Source organism: Bacteroides intestinalis, from assembly GCF_003464595.1.
Taxonomy (GTDB): domain Bacteria; phylum Bacteroidota; class Bacteroidia; order Bacteroidales; family Bacteroidaceae; genus Bacteroides; species Bacteroides intestinalis_A.
Genome location: NZ_QRZF01000023.1, coordinates 39168 through 57719, shown reverse-complemented (window position 1 = coordinate 57719; position 18552 = coordinate 39168). Strand labels below are relative to the sequence as shown.

General features: G+C 45.3%; 20 protein-coding genes. 2 read left to right on the top strand and 18 right to left on the bottom strand.

Going from position 1 to position 18552, the window contains the following annotated elements; genetic code table 11:
• Positions 1-23: 23 nt before the first annotated feature.
• The 11 genes from DWW10_RS22420 to DWW10_RS22375 all read right to left on the bottom strand — a co-directional run bounded on the left by DWW10_RS22420 (position 24) and on the right by DWW10_RS22375 (position 10607).
• The gene (locus DWW10_RS22420; RefSeq protein WP_118221987.1) at positions 24-584 is read right to left on the bottom strand and encodes an IS1096 element passenger TnpR family protein; all 561 of its coding nucleotides are present in this window, start codon (positions 582-584) and stop codon (positions 24-26) included.
• Positions 585-607: 23 nt separating this feature from the next.
• Positions 608-1375, bottom strand: a complete 768-nt coding sequence (gene lpxA, locus DWW10_RS22415) for an acyl-ACP--UDP-N-acetylglucosamine O-acyltransferase (protein ID WP_118221988.1) — start codon at positions 1373-1375, stop codon at positions 608-610.
• An 8-nt stretch (positions 1376-1383) separates the two neighbouring features.
• Positions 1384-2769 carry a bifunctional UDP-3-O-[3-hydroxymyristoyl] N-acetylglucosamine deacetylase/3-hydroxyacyl-ACP dehydratase gene (locus tag DWW10_RS22410; protein WP_118421148.1) on the bottom strand — a complete coding sequence of 462 codons (1386 nt, stop codon included), beginning with the start codon at positions 2767-2769 and terminating at the stop codon, positions 1384-1386.
• A 3-nt stretch (positions 2770-2772) separates the two neighbouring features.
• Positions 2773-3813 carry a UDP-3-O-(3-hydroxymyristoyl)glucosamine N-acyltransferase gene (gene lpxD / locus DWW10_RS22405; RefSeq protein ID WP_118421147.1) on the bottom strand — a complete coding sequence of 347 codons (1041 nt, stop codon included), beginning with the start codon at positions 3811-3813 and terminating at the stop codon, positions 2773-2775.
• Between the two features lie 85 nt (positions 3814-3898).
• Positions 3899-5125: an HD domain-containing protein gene (locus DWW10_RS22400; RefSeq protein WP_022393813.1), complete on the bottom strand. Its 1227-nt coding sequence runs from the start codon at positions 5123-5125 to the stop codon at positions 3899-3901.
• Positions 5126-5150: 25 nt separating this feature from the next.
• Positions 5151-5981 carry an orotidine-5'-phosphate decarboxylase gene (gene pyrF / locus DWW10_RS22395; protein ID WP_022393812.1) on the bottom strand — a complete coding sequence of 277 codons (831 nt, stop codon included), beginning with the start codon at positions 5979-5981 and terminating at the stop codon, positions 5151-5153.
• Positions 5982-6017: 36 nt separating this feature from the next.
• A complete protein-coding gene (locus DWW10_RS22390; RefSeq protein ID WP_118421146.1) occupies positions 6018-7769 on the bottom strand; it encodes a DUF4153 domain-containing protein in 1752 nt (583 codons plus the stop codon).
• 25 nt (positions 7770-7794) lie between these two features.
• Positions 7795-8907 (bottom strand): peptide chain release factor 1, encoded by a 1113-nt coding sequence (prfA, locus tag DWW10_RS22385; RefSeq protein WP_118421145.1) that lies wholly within the window; start codon positions 8905-8907, stop codon positions 7795-7797.
• 5 nt (positions 8908-8912) lie between these two features.
• Positions 8913-9116, bottom strand: coding sequence for a hypothetical protein (locus DWW10_RS25930; protein WP_147350487.1), 204 nt, complete (start codon positions 9114-9116; stop codon positions 8913-8915).
• A 5-nt stretch (positions 9117-9121) separates the two neighbouring features.
• Positions 9122-10291 (bottom strand): AIR synthase-related protein, encoded by a 1170-nt coding sequence (locus DWW10_RS22380; RefSeq protein WP_007215345.1) that lies wholly within the window; start codon positions 10289-10291, stop codon positions 9122-9124.
• A gap of 91 nt (positions 10292-10382) precedes the next feature.
• Positions 10383-10607 (bottom strand): hypothetical protein, encoded by a 225-nt coding sequence (locus DWW10_RS22375; RefSeq protein ID WP_118401708.1) that lies wholly within the window; start codon positions 10605-10607, stop codon positions 10383-10385.
• A 600-nt stretch (positions 10608-11207) separates the two neighbouring features.
• Between DWW10_RS22375 and DWW10_RS22370 the strand changes: the two genes are divergently transcribed.
• Positions 11208-11696: an RNA polymerase sigma factor gene (locus DWW10_RS22370; RefSeq protein WP_118421144.1), complete on the top strand. Its 489-nt coding sequence runs from the start codon at positions 11208-11210 to the stop codon at positions 11694-11696.
• Between the two features lie 13 nt (positions 11697-11709).
• Positions 11710-12270 carry a hypothetical protein gene (locus tag DWW10_RS22365; protein ID WP_118421143.1) on the top strand — a complete coding sequence of 187 codons (561 nt, stop codon included), beginning with the start codon at positions 11710-11712 and terminating at the stop codon, positions 12268-12270.
• Positions 12271-12391: 121 nt separating this feature from the next.
• On the opposite strand, the gene DWW10_RS22360 is transcribed toward DWW10_RS22365, so the two are convergent.
• From DWW10_RS22360 to DWW10_RS22330, 7 genes are all read right to left on the bottom strand, one after another.
• On the bottom strand, positions 12392-12973 hold the full coding sequence (locus DWW10_RS22360; protein ID WP_007212564.1) for a LemA family protein: 582 nt from the start codon (positions 12971-12973) through the stop codon (positions 12392-12394).
• Positions 12974-13022: 49 nt separating this feature from the next.
• Entirely contained in the window at positions 13023-13928 is a 906-nt protein-coding gene (locus DWW10_RS22355; protein ID WP_118421142.1) for a TPM domain-containing protein, read from the bottom strand.
• A 38-nt stretch (positions 13929-13966) separates the two neighbouring features.
• Entirely contained in the window at positions 13967-14917 is a 951-nt protein-coding gene (locus tag DWW10_RS22350; RefSeq protein ID WP_118421141.1) for an alpha/beta hydrolase, read from the bottom strand.
• A 17-nt stretch (positions 14918-14934) separates the two neighbouring features.
• Complete coding sequence (locus tag DWW10_RS22345) at positions 14935-15681, bottom strand: shikimate dehydrogenase family protein (protein WP_007212567.1); 747 nt, start codon at positions 15679-15681, stop codon at positions 14935-14937.
• A gap of 32 nt (positions 15682-15713) precedes the next feature.
• Entirely contained in the window at positions 15714-16451 is a 738-nt protein-coding gene (gene ubiE, locus DWW10_RS22340) for a bifunctional demethylmenaquinone methyltransferase/2-methoxy-6-polyprenyl-1,4-benzoquinol methylase UbiE (protein WP_029427125.1), read from the bottom strand.
• Positions 16452-16521: 70 nt separating this feature from the next.
• A complete protein-coding gene (locus DWW10_RS22335) occupies positions 16522-17466 on the bottom strand; it encodes a phosphoribosylaminoimidazolesuccinocarboxamide synthase (protein ID WP_061436422.1) in 945 nt (314 codons plus the stop codon).
• 96 nt (positions 17467-17562) lie between these two features.
• Positions 17563-18540, bottom strand: coding sequence for a PhoH family protein (locus tag DWW10_RS22330; protein WP_007212570.1), 978 nt, complete (start codon positions 18538-18540; stop codon positions 17563-17565).
• Between the last annotated feature and the right edge of the window lie 12 nt (positions 18541-18552).

Here is an 18552-nt window from a genome sequence, read left to right as displayed (position 1 = left end):
CGGATGAAAAATCTAAAATAATATTAGAACTTTTCTTCCTCGAACGGTGCTGCGCCACCTTCGCCTCCGCCTATGTCGAAACCTTCCTGGTCGAAATCTTCCAAATCAAAGTCCTGGTCTCCATAGAAGTTTTCATCCAGATCGAGTGATCCGCTATTGGCTGCCATTTCTTCGAAGTCAATTGTCTGTTTCGGGGCATCGCCTTCCTTCTTGGTACACTTGGCACCTTTCATTTCCTTTCCGGTAATGATCTCAGAAAGTTCAATGAAGAAACAGCGTTCTGTCATGTAGTCGAACACATAGAGTAACTTTTGCTTTTCATCTTCTATCAGTTCGCTGATAGTGGTGTCTTTCATTACCCAGCTGTCCATTTCCGGATTGTCATCCATCTCTTCCAGTGTAATTTCCTTTTCTTTTTCCCAATCATCATCACAGATGAAGAAAGAAGTCATCTGGTCGTTAGTATAGCCTACTGACTTCACTATAGCCTCATGGAAGTCGTAGAATGTAGCTTCCGGGTCAATTTGTATTTCTCTTACGAAGTCATCCACTTCATCGGAGATAAGTGTAAATCTGTATATCATATTCTAATTACTTTATCGTTTTATCACCTAATAATACCACGTTCGGAGTCACGGATGAAGCTGATAATGTATTCAATTTCCGGGCTCGTCGGAATTTCTTCTTCTATTTTCTTTAATGCATCTGAAGTGTTCAAGCCACTTTGGTAAATGATACGGTATGCATTGTGTATGCTTTCAATCGTTTCATTAGAGAACCCGCGACGGCGCAAACCAATAGTATTGATACCACTGTATGCGATAGGCTCCCGGCCTGCAATGATGTATGGCGGAATATCCTTACTGAAACGGCAACCGCCTTGTATCATGCCATATCCACCTACACGGCAGAACTGATGCATCAATACATTGGCACTGATAATGGAGAAATCGTCTATTACAATCTCACCTGCCATTTTGGTAGAGTTCCCAATGATACAATAGTTACCGACAAGGGCATCGTGAGCTACGTGCACACCTTCCATCAACAAGTTATTATTACCTATGATGGTTCTACCTTTGGCAGCTGTACCACGGTTGATGGTAACATTTTCACGAATAGTATTGTTGTCGCCGATTTCAGCGGTACTCTCTTCTCCTCTGAACTTCAGGTCCTGAGGAATAGCACCGATAACAGCTCCCGGAAAAATGGTATTTCCATTGCCGATACGCGAACCGTACAGAATGTTGGCATTTGCCATAATCTTATTATTATCGCCGATTACCACATTCTTGTCGATGAATACGAAAGGAGCAATCTCTACGTTTTCCCCGATTTTTGCCTCGGGATGAATATACGCTAAGGGACTTATCATGCTTTGAATTATTTGTTCTTAACTATTTGTGCCATAAACTCTGCTTCGCAAACTACTTTTTCACCTACGAATGCATATCCTTTCATTGTAGAAATACCACGACGGATAGGTGCAAGCAATTCTACACGGAAGACCAGTGTATCACCCGGCACCACTTTTTGACGGAACTTCACTCCATCTATTTTCATGAAGTAGGTAGAGTAACGTTCGGGTTCGTCTACCGAGTTTAGTACGAGTAGACCGCCTACCTGTGCCATGGCTTCAATCTGCAATACACCCGGCATTACCGGTTCTTGTGGAAAGTGGCCCTGAAAGAAAGGTTCATTGGCAGTGATATTCTTCACGCCTACGATATAATTAGCACCGATTTCGATAACCTTATCCACTAATTGGAATGGGTAACGGTGTGGCAACAGTTCGCGGATACGGTTTACATCCATGACGGGTTCGCGGTTGCAGTCATAGGTCGGAGCCTGTATATCGTGCAGGCGGATTTCCTTACGCATCTGGCGGGCGAACTTGTTATTAATGGTATGTCCCGGACGTGTAGCAATGATGCGTCCCTTGATAGGCTTACCTATCAACGCCAGGTCGCCAATTACGTCGAGCAATTTGTGACGGGCACATTCATTGGCCCATACCAACGGTTTGTGATTGATGTAACCCAATTGTTTAGCATTCATGTGGGGAACTCCCATCACATCAGCCAGCTTGTCAAAGTCTTCCTGAGACATTTCGCGTTCGTAGATTACGATAGCATTGTCCAAGTCGCCTCCTTTGATGAGACCAGCTTGCAACAAGGGTTCGATCTCACGTACGAATACGAATGTGCGGCTACCGGCTACTTCTTCTTTGAATTTCGACATATCTTCCAACGTTGCAAATTGATTAGGAATGATAGTCGAGTCGTAAGATACCAGTACGTTCAGGCTGAAATTCTCATCGGGCAACACAATGATGGAAGAGCCTGTCTTCTCATCGCGAAATTCGATTTTTGACTTGATGATATAGAAATCTTTAACGGCATTTTGTTCTTCTGTACCTACGCGCTCTATTTCTTGTGCATAATATTGGGCGCTACCGTCCAGAATAGGAAACTCAGGACCGTTGACTTGTATTAGGCAGTTGTCTATGCCTAAGGCATAAAGGGCTGCCATGCCGTGCTCTACAGTGCTAACCTTCACACCATTCTTGGAAAGGACGGTGCCGCGAGTGGTTTCAGTCACATTATCCGCAACCGCATCAATGGTAGGTTGTCCTTCCAAATCGATGCGCTGGATTTTATACCCGTGGTTGTCCGGAGCCGGATTGAAAGTAACGGTCAGGTCGAGTCCCGTATGAAGACCTTTACCACTAAGGGAGAAACTGTCTTTCAGAGTCTTTTGTTTCAACATTTGTTACTTATTTATTTGTTGTTTTAATTCATTCAGTTCTTTACGGAGCTGGCGGATTTCCTTCAACATCTCGGGTAAACTCCGTTGAGCAATGGAAGCTTTGAAATATTGTTTCAATTCCATTGGCGGCGTGCCAATCAACTGGCTGCCGTCTTTCAAGTCGCCCGGTATGCCTGACTGGGCACCGAGACTTACTTTATTACCAATATGGCTGTGTCCTGCAATGCCTACCTGACCGCCGAACATACACCATTCACCTATTTTTGTGGAACCTGCTATGCCTACTTGTGCTGCCATAACAGTATGTGCACCTATCTCGTCATTGTGAGCCACCTGTATCAGATTATCCAACTTTACGCCTTTGTGTACGATGGTTGCTCCCATTGTAGCACGGTCTACACAAGTGTTTGCGCCTATCTCTACATTATCTTCCAGTATTACAATACCGATTTGGGGGATCTTTTCATACCCTTCAGGGGTGGGAGCGAAGCCGAAGCCGTCTGCACCGATCACGCTACCGGAGTGCAGAACACAATGATTGCCTATCCGGCAGTCATGATAAACGGTTGCGCTGGCATATATAATACAGTCGTTACCTATTTTGGCACCACTACCGATAGTCGCATGCGGATGTATCATTGTATTGTCTCCTACTTCTGCATATTCACCAATGCAAGCAAAGGGCGCAATGTAAACATCCTTTCCGATTTTAGCAGTTTCTGCAACGAAAGCTAACGGATCAATACCAACACGTTTAGGCTTACTTTGTTCGTAAAGGTTGAGCAGTTTAGCCAAACTTTCGTAGGCGTTATCTACTTTTATTAAAGTAGCTTTTATTTCCTGCTCAGGAACAAAGTCCTTGTTTACCAATACAATACTGGCTTGGGTCTCGTAGATATAAGATGTATATTTGGGGTTTGACAGAAACGATATAGCACCGGGGATGCCTTCTTCTATCTTGGCAAAAGTATGTACAGTTGCATTCTCGTCTCCAACGATTTCTCCTTGGATAAATGTTGCAATTTGTTTAGCAGAGAACTCCATTGTCTTATTCTTGTTAGATGGTTTCAAATCACAAATAACGGACTTTTTTTTTATATTTCCTTGTCCTTGGGTGAATATTTTATACTTACCTATGCAAACGTTGGTAGCAAAGATAGTATTTTTTTACCTTTTTAGACAGTAGGGAAATATTGAGCATGTCCGATGCTTCAGCAATATTCTTGATACTTCCGTCTTTATAAAGGATATCAATACTATCGTCTGCCGGGTCGTACATATTCTTCTCGATGCTGGGGGTAGAGACGAAATAACTCGCTTCAGAGAGGGGTATGTCCAGTTGCTGACTGATTTGCAAAGTTAACTCTTTTTTTCTTTTTTCACATATTGGTTCGGTAGAAATTTCCACTTTGAAGATATTACGGTTGATCATACCGAGGCTCAGCGTGGATAAAACCTTGTCACTGTGGGTGCTCCAGACCTTTAATGCGGTCCATATATCATTGTCGTCCAGTTGGATAAAGTTCTCCAGGCACTCCGGATTGTTATAGAAAGTTTCCTTGTTGATGTCATTGTAAAGGAAAAAACGCAATGCCGGTGAAGCAAATAATTCTACACCTTTACTTGCTAATTCTTTGGCACGGAGCAGGGCGCTGATGAGCATTTTCTCGTATGCTACGGACGTTTTGTGCAGATATACCTGCCAGTACATCAAGCGGCGGGCAGTGAGGAAGTTCTCAATGGAATAGATGCCCTTGGATTCTACCACGAGATGGTCTTCTTTCACATCGAGCATCTTGATGATGCGTGCCGAGCCGATGTTACCTTCCGTTACGCCGGTGTAAAAACTGTCGCGGCGAAGGTAGTCCATGCGGTCCATGTCAAGTTGTCCGCTGACCAGTTGGTGCAGGAACTTCTTGGGGTATTCGTCCTTGAATATCTGGATGGCAAGTGTGAGTTGCCCGTTCATTTCTTTGTTGATACGCTCCATCAGCATGAGGGAGATATCCTCGTGAGATACGCCCTGTACGATGGTGTCTTCCAGTACATGAGAGAAGGGACCGTGTCCGATGTCATGCATCAGAATGGCTGCCTGTACTGCTTCGGCTTCACTATCAAAAATGAAGTTTCCTTTGCTGGTGAGCTGCTGGACAGCTTCACTCGTCAAATGGAAAGCCCCCAACGAATGTTGAAAGCGCGTGTGCTGTGCACCGGGATAAACCACAGACGACAAGCCCAGTTGCTTGATGCGGTTTAAACGCTGCAAAAGGGGATGCCGTACGATGTCGTACAGCAACCCCTTCGGGATATTGATGAACCCGAACACCGGGTCGTTAATGATTTTTCGTTCGAACACGTTGTTAGTGATTAAGGGTAAGTGATTAGGCGTTAATCACTCCCTTCAACTGTTCTGCCATCTGCTGTTGCACTTCCTTTGCGGCATTGCGTGCAGCTTCTGCAAATTTTTCAGTCTTATCCACATAGATGATGCCACGGCTGGAGTTTACAATCAGTCCGCAAGTGGAGTTCATGCCATACTTACAAACTTCTTCCAGTGAGCCACCCTGTGCGCCTACACCCGGCACAAGCAGGAAGTGGTTGGGAACAATCTTGCGGATATCTTCGAAAGCACGGCCTTGTGTGGCACCTACCACATACATCATCTGTCCGTCGTTGCCCCATTCCTGAGACTTGCGCAGTACTTTTTCGAAAAGGCGTTCGCCGTTGGGATCTTCCGTCAACTGGAAGTCGTGGGAGCCTTTGTTGCTTGTCAGTGCCAGGAGGATTACCCACTTGCCTTCATAAGTCAGGAACGGAGTAACACTGTCCTCACCCATGTAAGGGGCTACGGTTACAGAGTCGATGTCCAGTTCGTCGAAGAATGTGCGGGCATACATGGCAGAGGTATTTCCAATGTCACCACGCTTTGCATCGGCAATGATGAATTGGTCGGGATAGTTTTCCTTAATATATTTCACAGTCTTTTCAAAAGCAATCCAGCCTTTCACGCCCATACTTTCATAGAAAGCGAGGTTCGGTTTGTAGGCAATGCAAAGGTCAGCCGTTGCGTCGATGATGGCTTTATTGAAGGCGAAGATCGGATCTTCTTCTTTCAACAAGTGTTCCGGGATTTTCTTGATGTCTGTATCCAGACCTACGCAGAGGAATGATTTCTTACGCTTGATATTTTCAAAAAGTTGTTGTTTATCCATTACTGAATCTATTTAATCTGTTTATAATTCGTTTGGTTATTTCTTGAATAAGTAGCCTTCTATGCGTAACCTGAGAGCATCTTTCCTTTTCTTATTGTAATCCAGAGAGAAACTTGTAAGCATGAAAAGGCATCTGTCGGAATTACACTTAAATCGGGTAGGGGGCATTTGATTATATTTGTGATTATCAAGTGCCTCCATTGTTTTCAGGTCAATGAAGATCGTATCGTTCTTGTTATTAGTCTGAGTGGTAAGAGGAACAGGCAGTATTCCTGTTTCCAGATAGTCGTATGGTATGTGGAAGTATCTGTCCTGTATATCTCCATCCGGTATGGCTATGAACTGATGGTATCCGTCCGGTATCTGGATGCTGACTTGATGTGAACTCTTGCCGCTGTATGATACAAAGGAATCGGAATCGTCTGTTGTATCGGTAGTACCGTAATTTTTAGAAGAATAGAATGAGGCATCCTTGTCCACAAGGTCGGCTATACTTTTCCGTCCGAACCAGTTGCGCAGATATCTGAACTTGTCGTTTACTTGCACTGCCGTTTCTGCCGGGAGCGATTCCATCCAGTCATCGTATTGTTCACGGGTGAGTGGTAGTTTTAAATTAGTGCGTTTCAGCTCTTTCTCTACGCTGCTGCGCATGATATTCCGGGTGATACTTGCATAATTGACTGGCAGTGCCGAAGTTAGCAGAAAGAGGATGGAGAACGAAATCGGTATCCAACTGATGCGCCGGGCTTTAGTGAAGAAGAGTCCGATACAAACAATGTAGCACCAGATGTTGAGAGTTATAAGGTAAAGGCGATTGATGGTAACGCCGTAATCGTTGAAGCGGCGTATAATGCCGATTGTCATCAGTACCAGCATCGGCAATACCAAAGCGGGTAACCAACGCGCAATCCATTCGTTTATAGGTTTCTTCTCCTGAATACGCACGGGATACAACCCGAATTCAATGGCGATACATCCTGCCATCAGTGCTACCACGAGCCAGGATACCCAGCCTGTGGGCAGTTCCCAACTGATAAATATGCGGGCTGCATAGACATAAAGCACGAGGAGGTATCCTGCCATGAGCGGGAGAAAGAGAAAATGTATCGTTCCGTTCAGGAACTCCGATGGTTGCGGCTCCCGGTTATGTTTTTGTTCATCTTTGGGCAACATGCCAAGGAAGAGCAACATCGGAAGCAATACACTACATATAATAAGAATATACAGATAACAATTCCAACTTACATCCACGTTGAAGAGTTGGCGAAGCGAGAACACCAGCAGACTGATTCCACCGCTCATGATAAGCCCCACCACATTGGCCGTGACAAAAGCACCAACCGTGTATGAAGTGAAGTTCCAGCTTGGAATGTCATTCTTTTCTTTGATGAATGAAAGGAAGAAAGCCGAAAGCCACAGTGCCAGGATAGCGGCTCCGTGAGCTATGCCTATTTCGGTAAGCGACTGTTCCGGTGAAAGGCTGTAGAGGTACACCGCATCGGCAATCAGCAATACGTGCATTACTATATGTACGATCACTCCTTTTATCTTGCTCTTTATCTCTTCGCTCCACAGGTGGAGAGTGAGTGAGAGCAACGTACCGATAGAAAAATAGTAACCCAGAACCATCACCAGCTTCCTGTCATCATCCAGGTCGGTAGCTACCAGATAGACTAAATAGACGGTAAGTGCAAGGACAAAACATACTGTAGAAGGAAAGCGCCTCAGGCAATTTTGAAACGCTTCCGTCAGGGTATGAAATACTTTATGTAGTAGCTGTCCTTTCATTCGCTCTGCTTCTTAACCTATTGGTTTACAGTTCGCTTTCTTTCAGACGTTCTGCATTTTCCGCTACAATCAGGTGGTCGATACAGTCCTGAATGTCACCGTCCATAAAGGCGGAGAGGTTATAGATGGTATAGTTGATACGATGGTCGGTGATGCGTCCTTGCGGATAGTTGTAGGTACGGATTTTAGCGGAGCGGTCTCCGGTAGATACCATTGTCTTTCGCTTGGAGGCAATATCGTCCAGATATTTCTGATGTTCCTTGTCGTAAATAAAGGTACGCAGACGTGAGAGGGCACGCTCTTTATTCTTCGGTTGGTCGCGTGTTTCGGTACACTCAATCAGGATTTCTTCGGAAGCACCGGTGTTTGGATTTCTCCATACATAGCGCAGACGTACACCGGACTCAACTTTATTTACATTCTGTCCGCCGGCACCGCCACTTCGGAAAGTATCCCATTTGATTTCGCCTTCATTAATCACTACATCGAACTCTTCGGCTTCGGGTAGCACGGCTACGGATGCGGCGGAAGTATGCACACGCCCCTGAGTTTCAGTAGCCGGAACACGCTGTACGCGGTGTACACCCGATTCATATTTCAATGTTCCGTATACATTGTCGCCCGTAACGCTGCAAATGATTTCCTTGAATCCGCCTGCCGCGCCTTCGTTGACACTGGATATTTCCATCTTCCAGCCTTTTGTTTCGCAATATTTGGTGTACATGCGGAAAAGGTCTCCGGCAAAGATAGCGGCTTCGTCACCGCCTGTACCTCCACGAATTTCGAGGATGGCGTTCTTGCTGTCCTGCGGGTCGGCAGGTACGAGGAGGAGTTTGATATGCTCTTCCAATTCCGGCTGGCGTGCCTGACAGGCATCCAATTCTTCGCGTGCCATTTCCCGCATCTCCGGGTCTGCTTCATTGGAGATGATCTCTTTGGCTTCCTCGATGCCGTTCAGCACCTGGATATATTCTTTACGGGCCTCCATCAGGTCGCCCAGTTCTTTATACTCTTTGGTGAGCTTAACGTAACGCTTCTGGTCGGCAATCACTGCCGGGTCTGTAATCAGCGTCGATACTTCTTCGAAGCGGGCAACAAGCCCTTCGAGTTTCTCTAATATGGTATTGTTGTCTGCCATTTATTTTATTTGCAAAGTTTTTGTACCCATCCATATCTCCGGGTGGCAACGCCATAAGTTATGACACACCAACCCAACAATGCAAGTATACGCATGAACAGCCTGAAAGAAAATGGTTTCGCTGATAACTGTTCCCACGTATCATACCCCATATCTACGGTGATGAAAAGGCAGAAGAGGCAGCATAAGATATAAATCAGTTTCTTCATTGAATTTAGTATTTGAATTCTCCGAACTCACTATTGATAATCAGTTCTTTCTGGTTGCTTTCTTCAATACGTCCAACAATCTGTGCATCGATGCCGAAGCTCTTGCTAATGGCAATTACTTCCTCGGCATGTTCGGGCGACAGATATACTTCAAGGCGGTGTCCCATATTGAATACCTTGTACATCTCTGCCCAGTCCGTATTGCTCTGCTCTTTAATCGTTTTGAACAAAGGAGGAACAGGGAACAGATTATCCTTAATCACGCGACAATTGTCACCTATAAAGTGCAACACTTTCGTCTGTGCACCACCCGAACAGTGTACCATACCGTGAATTTCAGGGCGAAGTGCATCCAGCAACTTCTTCACTACCGGCGCATACGTGCGGGTAGGGGAGAGTACCAATTTGCCTGCATCCAGCGGGCTGTCTTCTACGGCATCCGTCAGTTTCAGACCACCGGAGTAAACCAGTTCTTCGGGCACTGCCTTGTCATAACTTTCGGGATATTTCTCTGCCAGATATTTGGAGAATACATCATGACGGGCGCTGGTCAGTCCGTTGCTGCCCATACCACCGTTATATTCCTTTTCGTAAGTAGCCTGTCCGTAAGAAGCCAAGCCTACAATTACATCGCCCGGACGGATATTGGCATTATCAATCACATCACTGCGCTTCATGCGGCAAGTTACGGTACTGTCTACGATGATGGTACGCACCAAGTCGCCTACATCGGCAGTTTCACCGCCAGTGGCATATACGCCTACACCCATTTCGCGGAGCTCGGCGAGCAATTCGTCCGTACCGTTGATGATGGCGGAGATTACTTCTCCCGGAATGAGGAGTTTGTTGCGTCCGATGGTAGAAGAAACCAGGATATTATCTACTGCACCTACGCAGAGCAGGTCGTCGATATTCATAATCAGTGCATCCTGTGCGATGCCTTTCCAAACAGAAAGATCACCTGTTTCTTTCCAGTACATATAAGCCAATGAGGACTTCGTGCCTGCACCGTCGGCGTGCATAATGTTGCAATACTCCGGGTCACCGCCCAAAATGTCAGGGATAATTTTGCAGAAAGCCTGCGGAAAAATACCTTTGTCGATGTTCTTGATGGCATTGTGCACATCTTCTTTAGAAGCGCTGACACCGCGCATCATGTATCTTTGGTTACTCATGAGTTGATATGTTTTTTCAATTGAATGTGCAAAGATAGTGCAAAATCTCGATTTTATGAGTAAAAAGAGAATTCATTCTCTTTTTCGAATATTACTTCTTTACTTTCAATCGTTCCCAAATTGTTTTCTTCTGGGATATTCCTGTTAAGACAGTCCCCATCAAGCAACAAGCACAGCGCAGTTCTTGCTTGGAAAGTGTATTCAGATTATTCGTAATACTGGATAAAGGGTAGTTCTCTTTGAAAAAAGAAAATGCATCGGCTGAGTTTTCTAAGTCGGTTTTCATCTGACAGGAGCAGGTAAGAGGTTCATTCATCGTGTTATAAGTTTTTTAAGGGTTAGTCGTGTGTTCCTATTTCTCTGACTATAAAATAAGAGACGTGGGAACTATTAACATTATTATTCAACTCCAAGGCTCTGGTAAACCCGTCAAGAAAATAATAAGTAATAGCCCCACGCCAGAGTGTATATAACAAAGTTATACGCAGCCCAGACGTGGAGACTTCCACTTATTATTCGCTCTTGTAGAAATTTACCAGATTTTAGAAGTTACGAATAATAAAATGATATCTCCAAATCGCAAAATATATCTCTTTCCTATGAAAGAAATACGCCACAAAGATACATTTTTTATGTAAGAGTATATATAGAGTGGGGTAGAAATAAACTATAAAATCTTTGTAACTAATCCTACTGAACAGTGGACTCTAAGTGAGTTGTCTATCTTTTGCCACCGCATTGGCAATACTTTGCCACTTCGATGGCAAGGCTTTGCCAGCATGATGGCAGAACTTTGCCAATGCGGTGGCGAAAGATGGCAAATTCTGAACGTGAAAACAGCTTTAATTTGTTTTTTTCTTCCCTTTTGCAACTAATATCCAAATCGGGCGTCTTATGTATAAAAGACTATCTTAAGATGGAACAGAATAATAAGGAAAAACAGTTCACTTCCCTCATCGAGGAATACAAGCGAGTGATCTATAAAATCTGCTACATGTATGCAACGGATGGAGATAATTTTAAAGATCTCTACCAGGATGTAGTAATAAACCTTTGGAAAGGCTTCGAGGGTTATGAAGGAAAGGGTAAACCTTCTTCGTGGATTTACCGCGTGGGATTGAATACCTGTATCTCCTTCTATCGCCAGCAGCAACGCCGGGGCGAGCATACTTCCTTGGATTCCCTCTACGGTTTGGAAGCAGAAGATAGTGAAACGACCAAACGCTTGAAAGAGATGTATCGCCTCATTGCGGGACTGGATAAGTTTGAACGTGCCGTCATCTTGCTGTGGCTGGATGAAAATTCTTACGAAGAGATTGCGGAAATTGTCGGCGTGCCGCGCAATACCGTAGCTTCAAGATTGAAACGAATTAAGGATAAACTTACAAAACAAGCGAATAGCTAAAATAAAACAGATTATGGAACTGGAAGAATTAAAACAAAATTGGAATATCATGGAAGAAAGGCTCGGACGCCTGGAAATGGACCAGCGCCAGCAATTAAATAATAAGGTGGTCAGTAAAGTAAAGCAGGTACAGGATCGTGTGTTGCGTCGATTTACGATTGTAGTGATCTGTTTACCTTTTTTTTGCTGGTATATTGTTCATAATCAGATGTGTGATTTTAGCATGTCAACGTGGGTGCTGTTGTTTCTGTTTGTAGCTGTGATAATAGCCCGGCAATTCACATGGATGTTGCTGTTAAGGAAGATTGATTGCCTGAAGATGACTGTGCGTGAAGTGTGTCTGGCGGAGAGTCGTTTCCGGATGTCTTTCAAAGTGGGGATAGCTGTGAGTGTGTTGTGTGCCGTACCTTTACTGGCAAGTATGATATGGGATATGTCCCAAATGGGGGATCGTTATATATTGATAGGTGCCTGGACTGGTCTTGTCGTAGGAACGCTGATAGGAATTCGTTTGTTCCTCAAAGCATGGAGCGGGATAAAAGAATTGAAAGAGGCAATAACGGATTTGCAGTAGTCATCTTTCAAAAAGCAAGTACCCCTTCCACCCTGGAAACTCGAATAGATCGGAGTTCCCGATGGGTGGAAGGGGTACTTGTTTTTTATAGAACCGTTTGTTACGGTAGGGATATACTTATTTAGAACTGTACCTGCGGTGCTGTTTCAGCTCCTTCGGAAGCTTCAAAGTAAGCACGCTTTTCGAAACCGAACAGACTTGCAAGAATGTTCTTCGGGAAGCGGCGGATGGCAGTATTGAAGTTCTTTGCTGCATTGTTGAAGTTGGTACGTGCCACGTTGATACGGTTTTCAGTACCTTCCAATTGAGCTTGCAGTTCCAGGAAATTCTGGTTTGCTTTCAAGTCGGGGTAGTTCTCAGTAATGGCAAGCAACTTACCCAATGCAGAAGTTACCGCACCTTGAGCTTTCTGGTATTCAGCCAACTTTTCCGGAGTCAGATCATTCGCATCTACTTTAATTTGAGTAGCCTGGCTGCGAGCCTCTACCACACCCTCCAGAGTTTCTTTTTCATGAGAAGCGTATCCTTTTACCGTACTAACCAGATTCGGAATCAAGTCGGCACGGCGTTGATATTGTGTTTCAACGTTTGACCATTGTCCGCTTACGTTTTCATCCATAGTTACCAGTCCGTTATAACCAGTGACACCCCAAATGACGAGGAGAGCTAAAACAACAAGAATGATAATAGTTGATTTCTTCATACTTTTCTTTTATTAAATGATTATACAATTTATATATTTCTGCGGTGCATCAGAATCGGGAACCGGCACCTCCGCCACCTCCCATACCTCCACCGAAGCTGCCTCCGCTGAAGCCACCGCCTCCTCCGCCGAAGCCTCCACCACCGCCAAAGATGACCGGACCTCCTCCGCCACCTCCGCGATAGTTTTCATCATACGACTGTTTGCGGCGTACTACCTTGTGTCCGCAGTTGCGGCAAGTGTAGGTAACATCTTCCGTTTTTACTCCGTTGATCCGTGAAACCACTTTGCTGCTGGTACGTTGCAATTTATGCTGTCCGCAGTTGGGGCATTTGCTTGCGGCACGTGCCGCCATCCAGCCGATTCCTCCGGCAACAACAAAGAATCCGATAACTGCTGCCAGAATGCCGAAGAAGGAAATGTCTTCTTCATCATCTGTATCATTCACCATGCTACCGTCCAGTCTGCCGCATACGGCACGCACACCGGCAACCATACCCGCATCCCAGTTACCATCTTTCAGATAAGGAATCATGTCGCGCGTCTGGATACGTTTACAGATGGCATCGGGCAGATCTCCTTCCAGTCCATAACCTGTGTAGAACTGGATGCAGCGCTGGTCGGTCACCAGAAGAATGACCAGACCATTATTCTTTCCTTTCTTTCCCACACCCCATTCATTGAGCAGGCGGTGTGCAAAGTCAAAGCAATCATCATTGCCGATAGACGGAACTACGGCAACTACTGTCTCAATGCCGGTCTGTTGTTCCAATGCATACAGCATACGGTCGATGCTGTCACAGGCAGCCTGAGAGAGGATGTCGTCCGGATTGCAGACATAGCGCATTTTGTTCTGAAGATGTACTTTGGGGATATTGTCTGTAGTATAGACCTTCTGTGCCTGCATGGATAGCAGCAGGCATAGGAATAAACTTATGGAGATTAATCTTTTCATACTAATGTATTTGTGTGGCGAATATAGGAAAAATCACATCAATAGATGTATTTTCCTACAAAATTCTTCACACGTTCGGTGTATTCCTCCGGGTGATCCTTGTAGGACATGGCGTGTGTGGCACCGGGGGCAAGCCACAATTCTTTGGGTTCCGATTTTGCCTCGTAGAGGGGATATACCATCCAGGTGGGCACGTATGTATCTGCATCGCCATGAATGAAGAACATCGGCAGTTTGCATTTCCTGACCTGATTCAGCGAAGAAGCTTCCTTGAAGTTCCAGCCGTATTTCGCGTTGCACAGCCAACTGGTGGTGTACATCAACGGGAAAGGAGGCAGCCCGAACTGCCCTTTCAACTCGTAGGAGAATTCGTCCCATACGCTGGTATAACCGCAATCTTCCACAAAACATTTCACAAAAGGTTGTTGAGGCTCACCGGATACCATCATAGTGGTGGCGGCACCCATAGAGATGCCATGTACTACCATCTGGGTATTTCCGCCGTAAATATCGTTGGCAATGTCCATCCAGCGCAATACGTCCAGCCGGTCTTTCCAACCCATTTGAATGGCAGGACCTTCGCTTAATCCCTGATTCTGCAGGTCGGGCAGCAGAATGTTATACTTTAAATCTTTGTTGTAAAGGTAACCTATCATCAGCATACGGATGCAATCGTCCGTATAACCATGCACGATGACGGCTGTTTTGTGAGTAGGTTCGGGAGCGGCTGCGTAAATGGCATGCAGTTGCACCCCTTCAGGATTGATAATAAAGGTATCCCGTAAAGCACCGACAGTTTGCAAACTATCTATCCAAGGCTTGATTTGCGGGTACTCGCTGAGCATATACTCGTAGGAGCCGGGAATATCTTTCCCTTTGTTGTGCTCCGGTCTCAGCGAGTAGCCGAGCATGTAGAAACTCGCACCTGTGAGGGCAATAATGATAACTGCTAACAGTCCGAGCAGACTGTACTTGATACCTTTCTTCATCTTTCCTTCCTTTCACTCTATTTGTTCCATATTTCCCATGCGGCAAATGCTTGCAATAACAGCATTTCCAGTCCGTTTTTAGTAACGGCGCCGTGAGCCTCTCCCTTTTTCATGAAAAGGGTTTCATTGGGATTATATAACAAATCGTAGAGTAAATGGTTGGGAGTTAATTGATCATAAGGAATATCCGGACAGAAATCCACCTTAGGATACATGCCTACGGGCGTACAGTTTACGATAATAGTATATTCCTGCATGATCTCCGGTGTCAGTTCGTCGTAAGTGAGGTAAGACGATTCCTTTTTCGTACGCGATACGAATACGCTCTCAATGCCCAGATTGGCCAGTCCGCGATAGACGGCTTTGGATGCACCGCCCGTGCCCAGAATCAGCGCCTTCTTGTGATGGGGTTGCAGTAAAGGCTCAATGGACTGTGTAAATCCTATGATATCCGAGTTGTAGCCGACAAGCTTTACTTTTCCCTTCGGCTGGCGGATAATTTTGATGACGTTCACTGCGCCGATCTTTGCGGTATCTTTGTCCAGTTCGTCAAGAAAGGGGATGACCTGCTCCTTGTACGGGATGGTCACATTAAGTCCGCAGAGGTTGGGATTTTCCTCAATGACTTCCATAAAGTCATTGATGTTGGGTATCTCAAAGTTTACATATTCGGCGTCGATATTCTCCGATTTGAACTTTTCATTGAAATATCCGATGGAAAACGAATGTCTCAGCGGATAGCCTATTAAACCGTATTTCTGCATAATTCTCTTAGTGTGCTATGTCAATAATCATTTCATTTAGTCGCAGTATAAAGAGTGCATATACCGAATGTCAGTCTGCGGAAATTAACCTGACTGAAACCTGCTTTGCGAATAACTTCCTGCATCACTTCGCCTTGCGGGAAAGCACGGATGCTTTGGGGCAGGTAGGTGTAAGCACTATTGTCTTTTGACAGGCATTTGCCGAGCAGGGGGATGACTACTTTGGAGTAGATGGTGAAAAGCTGTTTCATCGGAAAACGGTCCGGTGTGGAGAGTTCCAGGATGACGAGATGTCCTCCGGTTTTCAGCACGCGGCACATTTCCGCCAACCCTTTGTCCAACCCTTCGAAGTTGCGGATACCGAACGCTACGGTTACAGCATCGAACGTGTCATCGGCAAATGAGAGAGAGGTGCAGTCCTCCCGGGCAAAGGATATTTTGTCCGAGAGGTGCGCCTGTTTTACTTTATTACGTCCCACGTCCATCATTCCCTCTGAGATGTCGGTGCCTATCAGTTCGTCAGGCTGCAACTCGCGGCAGGCAAGAATGGCAAAGTCACCTGTACCGGTGGCTACGTCCATGATGCGCTTTGGTTGGAAAGGCTTTAACCAATGGATCGCTTTCCGGCGCCAACTGCGGTCGATGCCTAATGAAAGGGTATGGTTCAGCTTATCATAAGCAGGAGCAATGTTGTCGAACATTTCTTCTACCTGTTCACTCTTCTTTCCGTCTTCACCGTAAGGTTTGATATGTTCCTGGGGATAATCCATGTTGATAGTGTTTAGTGGTTAGTGATAAGTGATTAATAAATCTACTAATCACTTATCACTAAACCGTTTATCACTTATTTAAGTATTCCGTTACGTTTTTCTCGATACGTGAAGCAATGTTGCTGGTATCTTCTTTCACGAATTGCTCTCCGGTGATATGCTCGTACAGTTCAATGTAACGCTCACTGATGGATGCTACTATTTCGTCTGTCATTTCCGGAACTTGTTGTCCTTCCTTGCCCTGGAAACCATTGTCCATCAACCATTCGCGAACGAATTCTTTAGAAAGTTGCTTCTGTGCTTCGCCTTTTTCAAAGCGTTCCTGATAACCTTCAGAGTAGAAGTAGCGGCTGGAGTCCGGTGTATGGATTTCATCCATCAGGTAAATAGTACCGTTGTGCTTACCGAATTCATACTTCGTATCTACCAGAATCAGACCACGTTCTGCCGCGATCTCGGTTCCTCTGTTGAAGAGTGCCATGGTGTATTTCTCCAATACGGCATATTCTTCGGGAGTAGCCAGACCTTTAGCAAGGATTTCTTCTTTTGAAATGTCTGCGTCGTGTTCACCGATTTCAGCTTTCGTAGTCGGGGTGATGATGGGTTCGGGGAACTTCTGGTTTTCTTTCATTCCTTCGGGCAACTTCACACCACAGATTTCGCGTACACCGCTTTTGTAAGTACGCCATGCGCTACCGCAAAGATAACCGCGTACAATCATTTCGATGGGGAAACCTTCGCACATCACACCTACCGTTACCATCGGGTCGGGTGTAGCTGTCTTCCAGTTAGGGCAAATGTCAGTAGTAGCATCCAGGAATTTGGCTGCAATCTGATTCAGCATTTGTCCTTTGAAAGGAATGCCTTTCGGCAAAACAACGTCGAATGCAGAGATACGGTCGGTTGCTACCATAACCAGCTTTTCACCATTGATGTTATAAACATCGCGTACTTTTCCGTGGTACACACTTTTCTGTCCCGGAAAATTGAAATCAGTTTTTGTTAATGCTTTCATCATTGTTATATTTATGATTTGGATATTTTCTATGGTTTTCACCACAGAGTGACACAGAGTCTCACAGAGTTCTTTTCTGCTCTGTGAGACTCTGTGTTATCCCGTGGTGAGTTTTCTTTTTTCCCGTTCGGCTTTGGTTTCCTTATCAAATTTCTCGTAGGCATCTACAATGCGGGTTACCAATTGGTGACGTACAATATCTTTCTTGTTCAGTTCCACAAAGCTGATGCCTTTCACACCTTTCAGGATGCGGAGTGCCTGTACCAGTCCCGAAGTCTGGGAAGAGGGCAGGTCGATCTGTGTCATATCTCCCGTTACAATCATCTTGGTGTTCATACCCATGCGGGTGAGGAACATCTTGATCTGCTGGGTAGTGGTGTTCTGCGCTTCATCCAGAATTACGACTGCATCATTCAACGTCCTTCCGCGCATAAAGGCGAGGGGAGCAATCTGAATGATATTCAGTTCCATGTATTCTTTCAGCTTGGCAGCCGGAATCATATCCTGTAAGGCGTCATACAACGGTTGCAGATACGGGTCTATCTTATCCTTCATGTCACCGGGCAGGAATCCAAGCTTCTCACCGGCTTCCACGGCGGGACGACTGAGGATGATTTTCTTGATCTCTTTATTTTTGAGGGCACGTACGGCAAGGGCAATGGCAGTATACGTCTTTCCCGAACCGGCAGGACCTATGGCAAATACCATGTCGTTCTTGGCGAAACCTTCTACCAGTTTAAGCTGATTTTCACTGCGGGGGATGATCGGTTTGCCTGTCACGCTGAATACGATGACGTTACCCGACTTTTCTGCTTGCGGTGCATTTCCTTTGATGATATCGATGATCACCTCTTCTTTCAATGAGTTGTATTCGGCGCAGTATTTTTCCAGCTTGGTAATGTTTTCTTCGAATGCGCACATCTCTTCTTCATCTCCCAACACTTTGATGACATTGCCGCGTGCAACAATGCGCAGTTTGGGGTACAAAGCTTTTATCAACTGCATATTGGCGTTATTCACACCGTAAAAGATAACCGGGTCGATATCCTCAAGAACAATCAGTTTTTCTATCATTGAATTGTTTAT